Source organism: Consotaella aegiceratis, from assembly GCF_036541425.1.
GTDB classification, from domain to species: Bacteria; Pseudomonadota; Alphaproteobacteria; order Rhizobiales; family Rhizobiaceae; genus Consotaella; species Consotaella aegiceratis.
This window is the reverse complement of sequence record NZ_JAZHFT010000077.1, coordinates 1-9,726: the sequence shown is the minus strand read 5'-3', so window position 1 is coordinate 9,726 and position 9,726 is coordinate 1. Positions and strand designations below refer to the sequence as shown.

Genomic DNA, 9,726 nt, shown 5'->3' with positions numbered 1-9,726 from the left:
CAGGTGACTGCGCTTTTTAGATCGATCGGCTGGTCCCATTCCCACTCCATCATGCAGCGCCTTTCAGCGACTGCGGACAGAAGCATGACCTCGGCGACAGGATGTAGGGAAATTGGGGTTGACCCAGAACGGCCCGTTACAGAAGAACTGTCCAATTTCCAAACAAACTCAGAATTTTAATGTATGTTGGACCGGCTGCGCGTTAGCCGGCCCTATGCTGAGGACGTAGCGGGGAATCTGGGCCTGGTCGCTCAGCGGCGCTAGCGTGTATTGATTGACGTGCTGGTTCGGCCCTGATGGGCAGCGACGGTAATCATGGCCGGTCAGACCGCCATCGGCGTCCGCATCCTACGGATCAGTATTTGAATGCGTGCCGATCCACCACGTGTTGCCAAAAGGATCGCGAATACCCGCAGACCTGTCGCCATATCCGAATGTTTTGGGTTCGCTCACCGATATTCCGATCGATATTCCACCGAGTTCCAAGCAACTGCTGTACGTTTTATCGATATTTCTACGTAGATATGGACCGAACTTTGAAATGTGTAATCGCGTAATCCGACCATCACAATCGAATCGGCTATGGAAATAGCGGCATGCATGATGGAATCGTCTGCGCGTTCAAGTCGAGAAATCTCGCGACCATCAAGTGCTTTGAGAAGAAAATCAATCAAACCTTTCGCATCTTCGACGATGAGGTAGGGTGATACGGCATTGTGGAGAGGAGGGGCATAGGTTGAAGTGTCGATATCACCCAGCCTGACATTTGCGTCGTCAGCGGTCTAACGGAAATGAAGCGCATCGCCCACCTTGCCAACGCCATTACGCTGGTGTGGCACCGCATAACCCTATGGGACTGTCAACGCAAGAATCGATAGCCTCGCTCGATGCCAACCGGCTGCCCGATAATCTGGAAATATATTGGCGAGCCAATGAAAACATCGCCTTCGTGCGAGCCGGTCAGCTTGCGCGGCGACTGAGCTTCATGCCGAGCCGGAAATAACCGAAGGTCAGTTGATCGGCTCGGCGAGACTAAAGCCGATTCCGATGGTCTTCCAGAAACCGCAGAACCGCCTCCTTGAAGGTCCGGTCGCCGACCGCGAGCATGTGATCCCGACCCTCGATCGAGAGGGGCTCAGCGTTCGGCATCAGGGCTGCGAGTTTCTCGGGAGAGCCGGCCAAGTCGTCCTTGGTGCCGACGGCGATCAATGTCGGCTGCTCGATGCGGCAAATCTCCTCGCGCGTCAGCTCGCTGTGAGAAGCCGTGATGCAGGCCGCCAGCGCCTCCCGGTCGGCGCCCGTATAGTCGGCGAAGGCCCGGAACGTCCGCCCCCACGCGTCCGTCACCTGCTCGAGCGAAGGCGCGCGCATGGCGTCCGCGATCGCCGCCGTTCGATTGCCGACGCCTTCGACCATGCTGAAAGCGAGCCCGCCGAAGATCAGCGCCGGAAAACGATCGGGCGCATCGAGCGCCGCGGAAGCGGCGATGCGTGCGCCCACGGAGTAGCCGAACAGCGCGGCCCGATCGATGGAAAGATGGTCGAGCAGCGCCACCGCGTCTCGCGCCATCCGCTGCGGCGGATAGGCCGATTCTTCGTGCGGCTTATCGCTGGCCCCGTGGCCGCGGTGGTCGAAGGCGAGCACCCGAAAACCGGCGTCTCCGAGCGTTTCGATCCAGCCCGGATCGACCCAGTTCGCCTTCACGCTCGAGGCGAAGCCGTGCAGCAGCAAGACAGCCGGTCCCTCGCGCCGCCCTTCGTCGAGATAGGCGAGCTTCAGATTGTCGTTGGTGAAGAAGGCCATGTCTCAGGACTCCTGTCGTTTCGACTTGATGATTGACTGCATGGTCCTGCGGCGCGGTGAGCCAAGAAAGCCTTTGCGATCATGTCCCGCGTTTGCGCAGATACACGGCCTTGTCGTCCTGAAAGAACTGGATGCCGGTTGTTCCGGCCTCGGGCAGGCCGAAGCCGGACTGCTTGACGCCGCCGAAGCAATGTTGCGGCTCCTTGTAGGCCGAGTGGACGTTGATATGCGTCAGCCCGACCTCGCTGTGCTCGGCAAAGTGCAGCGCTTTGTCGAGATCGCGGGTGTAGATCGACGAGGACAGACCGTACGGCACATCGTTGGCCAGCCCGAGCGCGGCCTCGTAGGTCGCGACCCGCATGATCGCCAGCACCGGGCCGAACACTTCCGTTCTCGCGATCCGGGTTTCGGCGGCCACCTCGTCGAGCAAGGTCGGCTCGACGAAGCAGCCATTTTCCAAGCCTTGCAAGGCGCTGCGCTCGCCGCCGGTCAGGAAGACACCTTCGCGAGCGTCCCGTGCGGCCTCGACATGGCTAAGCACGTCACGCAGCTGCCCTTCTCCACAGACCGGCCCCATCGTCGTGCCCTCGGCGTCGCCGCGACCGAGAACGATCTGATTCACCTTGCCGACGATGCGCTCGACGAGAGTATCGGCGACATCCTCGGTGACGATCAGCCGGCTGGTCGCGGTACACCATTGGCCGGCACAGGAAAACGCGGCCGTCACGGCGTCCGATACCGCGAGGTCGAGATCGGCATCGCCCAGCACGACCATGGGATTCTTGCCGCCCATCTCGAGCTGGGTCCGCGTGAAGTTCGTCGCGGCCAGCTGCGCGATCTCGCGTCCGACCGCGGTCGATCCGGTAAAGGTCACGGCCCTGATTTCCGGCTGCGCGACCAGGCTCTCCGACAGTTCCCGCCCCGATCCGGTGATGAACTGCAGCACTTCGGGCGGCAGCCCGGCCTCCAGCAGGATCTGGACGACCAGTTCGCCCACCGCCGGCGTCTGGCTGGCCGGTTTGAGGATGGCGACATTGCCCGCCATCAACGCGGGAACGAGCTTGCGGAACGGCACGTTGAACGGAAAATTCCATGGAATGATTGCGGTGACGACCCCCAACGGCTCCTTTCGGGTGAAGGCGAAAAGGCCCGGTTTCTGGCAGTCGCCCGCACTGCCCAGTTGGCGCTCGCCTTCGCCCGTCTGATATTCGATCTCCAATGCGGCGCTATCGATTTCGGCCAGCGATTCCGCAATGAGCTTGCCGTTCTCCCTGGTTATGGTCCGGGCGATGGCTTGGCGGTTTTCGCGGACGAGCACGGCGGCGCGGCGGAAGATGGCTGCTTTTGCGTGCAACGAATGGCGCCGCCAGCTTTCGAAGGCACGCTTGGCGGCGGCGACGGCTTCGACGACGTCGCTGTCGCTCGCCATCGGATATTCATGGAGGACTTCGCGCAGATCGGCGGGATTGCGGACCGCCGCCTTTCGCTTGGAGTCCCGCCATTGTCCGCCGATCAGATTCCGGAATTGAAGGTCAATGGTCACTTTCGCCTCCGCTTTGCGCATACGGGTGCTCGGGCGGCACGGGAATGCCGAGCTCGTCCAGGATTTTCTTGCCGCTGTCGGCCGAATGGATCGCCTTACGCTTTGCCAGATGACCGAACATCTGGATCCCGAAACCTCCGTCCAGATTGTCGGTCAGACGCTGCTTCCACGGGCGACGCACGATCTGCGCGGCGAGTCGCCGGATCGTGCGCGGCTGGGCCATGATGACGTCGGCGATCTCACGCGCCCTTTCGAGCAGGCGCTCGCGGGGCAAAACTTCGTTGACCAACCCGTATTCCAGCGCCTCGCGCGCCGAGATCGCCTGCCCGGTATAAAGGGCGTATGCGGCGCGCTTGGTCCCCAGCAGCTCCTGCATGCAGCTGTGGATGCCGTCGGCGGGCACGGAGCCCATCCGGAAATGGGGATCGAAGATGACGGCGTCGTCCGCGCAGAGGGTGATGTCGCACATCAACACGAGCTCGGCATGAAAGCCCGAGCCGTTCATGATGCCGATCGTCGGGATCTCCAGGTCCTGGATGAGCGCCGTGCTGTTGATGCGGCCGTCCTTGTAGGCATGTTCATACGCCCAGTATTCGAGGTCGTTGGCCTCGATCTCGAAGCCCGCCGGGTCGACCCGCATCATGAATTCATTGCCGGTTCCGGTGAAGATCATCACTTCGTTTTCGGGATCGGCGCCGACGGTCTTGAACATCTGGCCGACGGCGCGGTGGCTCTCGACGCTCAACTGCATCGGGCCATCGCTCGTATGACCGCGTATCGTAATGACGCCTTCGCTGGTGCGGTCCATGACGAAGTGTTCTTTAAACACCTCGCTGTATTCGGCGAACTTTGGCGCTGGGACGAAATCTGCGATCGACATGTGAAGTCCTCCGGCATTCAGAAGAGGATCGGGAAAAGGTCGGCCTGGTGATTTCAGATGTGGATGGCGCGGCCGAACGCGTGAAGAACGGATTCATGCGTTGCCTCCGACAGGGTTGGGTGAGGAAGACTGTCGACCTCAGTTCGGATTCGGTGACCTCCCGCGATCGCGATGGCGTGAATGCGTCCGGTCGCATCCGGGCCGATGATGTGGGCGCCCAGCAATTCGCCGGTGCGCCGGTCGAAAACGGTCTTCCCGAAGCCCTCGGCCTCGCCCAGCTCAGCCCATCTGAACGGGCTCGAATGGCGGCGACGTAGCCACCGGGCACCGAGCCGATCACCACGAGGTCGAAGCGGTTGTCCAGCGCGCTCATGCCCGTCGTCGCGCTCGTCATAGCAGCAGCAGTTCAGGGGTGGTGAGTAGATCGCAAAGCGTGTGAACGAAGCGGCCCACCGTTTGGCCATCGAGGGCGCGGGGATCGTAGGTCAGCCCGCAAGGCAGGATTTGTCTTGCCACCACGTGATCGCCTTCGAAGACCGGTTTGCGGCTCGGCGTTGCAGGCTGAAAGGCAAGGACGGCCGGCTCGTTCAGCACGGGCGCGAACACTGCCCACGGTGCCTCTCCAGCGCTTTCCTCGACGCTCGAAAGCGCGATGGAATGACCGCTCCTTTCTTCGGGTCGCAATTGGCCCTGCCGTGCGCGGGACACGAATTCGGCAAGCTCTTTGGAAATCTCGAGGATGGTCTTGCGCTCGACGGCTCTCAGCACCGGCAGGAGCCTTTCCGCGGCGCCTTCGCCTTGATCCGGCCCCACAACGGCGACGCTGACGTCGACGGAGTCCCGCAAGACGATGGTCTCGCCTTTGATCGCGGCGTTGCACGTCGGCACGTGTCGGCACGCCAGCGCAAGCGCCTTGGCGTAGAAAGCGCTCATGGGGACGCGAACCCCGAGGTCGTCGGCGCGATCGATCATGGACTGACGGAAACCGAGCGCCTTCGTGATGTCGATTTCAAAGAAGCAGTATGCCGGCACTGCGCCGGGGAGCGGCGCCTGGGCTTCGTCGCCACGAGGCGATCCGGGCGTGTCGGAGCCGGGGGCCTTACCGGAATCGCGCTTCTTCAGCGCCGCATCGACATCGCGCCGGACGATCCGGCCGTTCGGGCCGGTCGCCGTGACGGTTGCCAGATCGATGCCTTCCAGTTCGGCGATCTTGCGGGCGAGTCCGCTCGCCTTGATCCGTCCGGGCGCTTGCGGGAGCCCAGCGGCGGAAGCGTCCTCCTGCGGGGGAGCGTCCTCCTGCGGGGGAGCGTCCGCTGCTTGTGTTGGGCGCGTGCGGGGCGAGGCCTCGTCGGCGGACGACGCACCGTCGGTGACCAGGGCTTCATACTCCTCCCGGGTGCTCGCCAGTTTCGCCATGATCGTTTCGACGGGAACCTTGGTGCCGACGGCCTGGAGGATATGAAGGACGCCTTCATAAGGGCTGGGAAGCTCGATCGTGACCTTTTCGGTCTCGATCGAAACCAGCGGCGCCTCGCGTGCCACGCTCCCGCCCTCGGGCACGAGCCATTCGATGATCGTGGCCTCCGACATGCCCATGGCCAACTGGGGTAGAACGAGTTCTCGGATCATCGTTGAACCCTCTTTAGCGGCACAGATCGCGCACGGCTTGCTCGATACGCTCCGGCGTGGGCGTGGTGTAGGCATCGATATAGCCGCCGGGGACGGGCATCTGCGGATGGCAGACCCGCATCACCGGTGCATCGAGCAGATCGTAGCCGCGCTCCATGACTTGCGCCGAGATCTCGGCCGCGAAGCCCGCGCGCTCATAGTCCTCGTCGACGATCAACAGCCGCGACGTCTTTTCGATCGAGCGAAGCAGCGTTTCCATGTCGAACGGTTCGATGCTGCGGGCGTCGATCACCTCGACGCTGATCTCGCCATCGAGCTTGTCGGCGACCGACAGCGCATGATGGACTTGCAGGCCCACGGTCAGGATCGTGACGTCGCCGCCTTCGCGCTTCACGTCGGCGACGCCCAGCGGTACGACATAGTCTTCGGTGGGCACCGCCCCCTTCGCCGCGATCATCGCGGTGTGCCACAGGAAGAAGACGGGATTGTTGTCCCTGATGGCGGATTTCATCAGGCCCTTGGCGTCATAGGACGTCGAGGGCATGCAGACCTTGATCCCCGGATGATGCATCAACGCGCCATAGGGCAGGATCGAGTGCTCGTTGGCGACCCGGCGCCCGACCCCGCAACTGCCGACCATCACCATGGGAAGCGGATGCTGGCTGCCGTGCAGGAAATGATACTGACCGGCCTGGATGAACACTTCCGAGCCGGCGAAATAGGAGAAGCCGGCATACATGAAGTCGCACACCGGCCGCAGCCCTTCCTGCGCGGCGCCGAAGGCCATCCCGGCCATGTTGGGTTCGGCGAGCGGCGTATCGACCACGCGGTTTTTGCCGAAGCGCTCGGTGAGGCCGGCGGTGGTGGGGAAGGTGCCGGCCTGGATGCTGCATCCGAGAACGAAGACGCTCTCGTCGCGGGACATTTCCTCGACATAGGCCTCATTGATGGCCGCACACAGTCCGAGTTCGCGGACATCGCTCATTGTTGCTGCCTTTCCGGGTTCGTTGCCGGCGCGTAGACGCCCGCGAGCAGGTCTTCGACGGGCGGGGTCGCGCGGGGGCTTTGCTCGCAGAAGAGCTCGATCTCTTCGACCTCCTCTTGGGCTTCGCCCTTGATCCGTTCGACGTCCGCCTGACTAAAAAGCTTCTCCTCAAGGACCTTTGCGGTCGCTACGGCGAGAGGATTTCGTTCCTCTTTCCAGGTTTTCATGAGATCCCGGCTGCGCGGCTTGTCGCTCTCGTAGTTCAGGCCGCCGACATTGTGCTCCTGGCCGCGCAACACCTTCAGCTCGACGAAAATCGGACCGTTTCCGCTCCGCGCGTGTTCGACCGCCTCCTTCGCGGCTTCCCCACAAGCAAAGACATCCTGGCCATCGGCGCTCATCGTCTTGATGCCAACGCTCGCGGCGATCGGTGCGATATCGGTGACCGGGAAGATGTCCCTCAGGGCGGAGTGCTGCGCGATCGCGTTGTTCTCGCACCAGAAGACGATCGGTAGTTGCCACGTGGAGGCCATATGCATCGCTTCGTAGGCGCGGCCTTCCTGATAGGAGCCGTCGCCGGAGCAATTCATCACGATCTGCCCCTGACCTTTGTACTTTGCGGCAAAGGCATTGCCGGTGCAGGCCGGGAAATTGGCGCCGATATTGCCTGACGCACCGAAGATATGATCGTCGGGAAAGGAGCTGTGAAAGCTGGATCGCCCTCGGCAGCAGCCGGCTTCGCGGCCCATATGCTCGGCGACGTATCGGCGGACGTCCACCCCTTTCGACAGCATATGGGCAATGCCGTGCGCACGATAGTGCGCCCACATTCCATCGTCCTTGCGAAGGAATGCGCCGGCCGCGGCGCCAGGCGCCAGCGATATGCCTCCCTCATGATAGAAGCCGACGATCTTGCCCGCGCGGATGAGCCGCATCATCATCGTGTCGAGCGCCATCGCGCGGACCAGGTTACGGTAGAGCGTCTGCTTTTCCTGTTTCGTCAACGCCACGTGTCTTCTCCAAAGGGCTCGTGCGAGTCATGCCGCATCGATATCGAGGGAGGCGATCTCCATGCCTCTTCTGCCAAGCCCGGAAAGCTCGGTTTCATCGGCGAAGCGGCCGCCGCTTTCTGGATGTTCATCATCGGCCGGCTGAGAACTGATGGACGCTTCGCAAGCAGCGCCCGAAGCGATGCCGTCGGTTCTCGGCGCTTCGATTAGGCACCGTTACGCCAGCGTCTCCGCCGATCAATCAGGGCGAGAGGCTTTGGCGCCGACGGTTCCCAGATTGGCGCCAAAGGTTAAGTTCGGCAGGAAATTACCGAAAATCCGCGTGGTAGATTGCGCCCAAACGAAGCGTAATTGGCCTGTCTCCGGACAGCATGAGGCTTGCCGAATGCCACACGACTATGCGGCGTGGCCAGCAATCTTGAAGCCGTGCGGAACCGTGTCTATCAATATACCAAGGCTGTAAAGTCGGTCAGGTTGGGAGGCGGCCATGGCTGAGGCGAGGACGCTGACGTCGTCTGCGGCGGCATTTTCCATGCTGAACGCGGCAGCGGTCAGGGCTGGAATCGGTCGCATCAATGCAGGCTTGGTGCTTCAGTTCGACGCTGCGAATCACGCACGTATCGAACATGACCGGGTCTCACGCTTCTTCTCTGGGATGGCCGAAGACGAGCGGAAGCATACGTTGGGGCTCCGCTTGGCATCGCAAGCACCTTTGCGCGCGTACAACGCGGTCATGTATGCTTTTCTTAGCAGCCCTTCGCTTCACGCGGGCTTGGAAGCCCTAGTAAGATATCAAGAGATCCATACGCTTGCGAGCAAGTTGGAGATCCTCCGCGGATTGCGGGGCGACATTCTCAGGGTCAAGCTTGCGGACGGCGCCGTTCCGACGACACGGACGCAGGTCGAATATTGTCTCGGATTGGTTTGGAGATACATCCAATGGCAGACGGGAAACACGATTTCGCCAGCCGAAGTCAGACTCAGGCGTCCAAGGTTGCCGGATGAGCCCTATTCCAGTTTTTTTTCCTGCACGGTGCTCTTTGATCAAGACGACGATGCTATTCTACTCGATGAAGGCGCCTGCGCCGCACGGTCGCTGCACGATTGCCCCGAAATCCTCCGAAGCGCCACATGTGCTGCCGATGAGCAGCTGGCCCGGTTGGAAACGGACAACATCACCTTGAGAACCCAGATCGTCCTCCGGAAGCTCACTGACTCCTCAAGCAACGTCACCATCGACGAAGCGGCAAGGAGGCTGAACATGTCCTCCCGCACGCTGCAGCGTCGGCTGGCGGAAAGCGGAACGACCTTTACGCAGGTTGTCGATCAATTCAGAGCCGAATTGGCTCGACACCTGCTGAGCCAGACCACCGCGCCGATAAAACAGATTTCCAGCCGATGCGGTTTCGCAGATCAGCGAGCTTTCAATCGAGCGTTCCGACGATGGGCAGACCTTTCGCCGGTTCACTTCCGAAAACGCTCCAAGATGCTCCTGCAGCGCGAAGGGGCGACTCCGGAGGAGATGCTTGACCCGAGCGGGTCATCCTCGGGTGAGATAAGGTTGCCGTCTGCAACGACGAGGTTTGTCGGCTGAGCGAGCGCACTTTGGTGCGCCCGCCACTCATCCGAAGCCATAGCAAGGAGCGGGAAGAGGCGGATCAGTTAGTCGTGCCCAGCGACTGTGTTAGGCCGATGGGGCGTCCACAGCGAAGTCATGAGAGGCGGCTACATCTGGCACCTGGCTGCTGGATAATCGATCGCTCGTCGGCCGAGTGAACTCGGCCAGCAATCGTAGCTCTTGCTTGATCCGCAAAAGCCAGAAGCACGGGATCAACTTGTCAACGAGGAGGTCGATCGACACCGTGGTCGACGTCGG

9 protein-coding genes are annotated in these 9,726 nt (G+C 61.7%); 1 reads left to right on the top strand and 8 read right to left on the bottom strand.

Annotation, left to right across the window (positions count from 1 at the left end):
* Positions 1-1,032 precede the first annotated feature (1,032 nt).
* From SMD10_RS24240 to SMD10_RS24210, 7 genes are all read right to left on the bottom strand, one after another.
* Positions 1,033-1,803 (bottom strand): alpha/beta fold hydrolase, encoded by a 771-nt coding sequence (locus SMD10_RS24240; protein ID WP_331688311.1) that lies wholly within the window; start codon positions 1,801-1,803, stop codon positions 1,033-1,035.
* 79 nt (positions 1,804-1,882) lie between these two features.
* On the bottom strand, positions 1,883-3,346 hold the full coding sequence (locus SMD10_RS24235) for an aldehyde dehydrogenase family protein (protein WP_331688310.1): 1,464 nt from the start codon (positions 3,344-3,346) through the stop codon (positions 1,883-1,885).
* Entirely contained in the window at positions 3,336-4,097 is a 762-nt protein-coding gene (locus tag SMD10_RS24230; RefSeq protein WP_331688312.1) for an enoyl-CoA hydratase/isomerase family protein, read from the bottom strand. The genes SMD10_RS24235 and SMD10_RS24230 overlap by 11 nt, the downstream gene beginning before the upstream one ends.
* Positions 4,098-4,279: 182 nt before the next feature.
* Complete coding sequence (locus SMD10_RS25660; protein WP_432757310.1) at positions 4,280-4,690, bottom strand: oxidoreductase dimerization domain-containing protein; 411 nt, start codon at positions 4,688-4,690, stop codon at positions 4,280-4,282.
* A complete protein-coding gene (locus tag SMD10_RS24220) occupies positions 4,617-5,855 on the bottom strand; it encodes a dihydrolipoamide acetyltransferase family protein (protein ID WP_331688309.1) in 1,239 nt (412 codons plus the stop codon). Before SMD10_RS24220 ends, SMD10_RS25660 begins: the two co-directional genes overlap by 74 nt.
* A 13-nt stretch (positions 5,856-5,868) precedes the next feature.
* The gene (locus SMD10_RS24215; RefSeq protein ID WP_331688308.1) at positions 5,869-6,840 is read right to left on the bottom strand and encodes an alpha-ketoacid dehydrogenase subunit beta; all 972 of its coding nucleotides are present in this window, start codon (positions 6,838-6,840) and stop codon (positions 5,869-5,871) included.
* Positions 6,837-7,850 (bottom strand): thiamine pyrophosphate-dependent dehydrogenase E1 component subunit alpha, encoded by a 1,014-nt coding sequence (locus tag SMD10_RS24210; protein WP_331688306.1) that lies wholly within the window; start codon positions 7,848-7,850, stop codon positions 6,837-6,839. The genes SMD10_RS24215 and SMD10_RS24210 overlap by 4 nt, the downstream gene beginning before the upstream one ends.
* A 487-nt stretch (positions 7,851-8,337) precedes the next feature.
* Between SMD10_RS24210 and SMD10_RS24205 the strand changes: the two genes are divergently transcribed.
* On the top strand, positions 8,338-9,444 hold the full coding sequence (locus SMD10_RS24205; protein WP_331688304.1) for a helix-turn-helix domain-containing protein: 1,107 nt from the start codon (positions 8,338-8,340) through the stop codon (positions 9,442-9,444).
* Between the two features lie 90 nt (positions 9,445-9,534).
* On the opposite strand, the gene SMD10_RS24200 is transcribed toward SMD10_RS24205, so the two are convergent.
* Positions 9,535-9,726, bottom strand: a 192-nt coding sequence (locus SMD10_RS24200) for a hypothetical protein (protein WP_331688302.1), incomplete at its 5' end; no start/stop codon positions are given.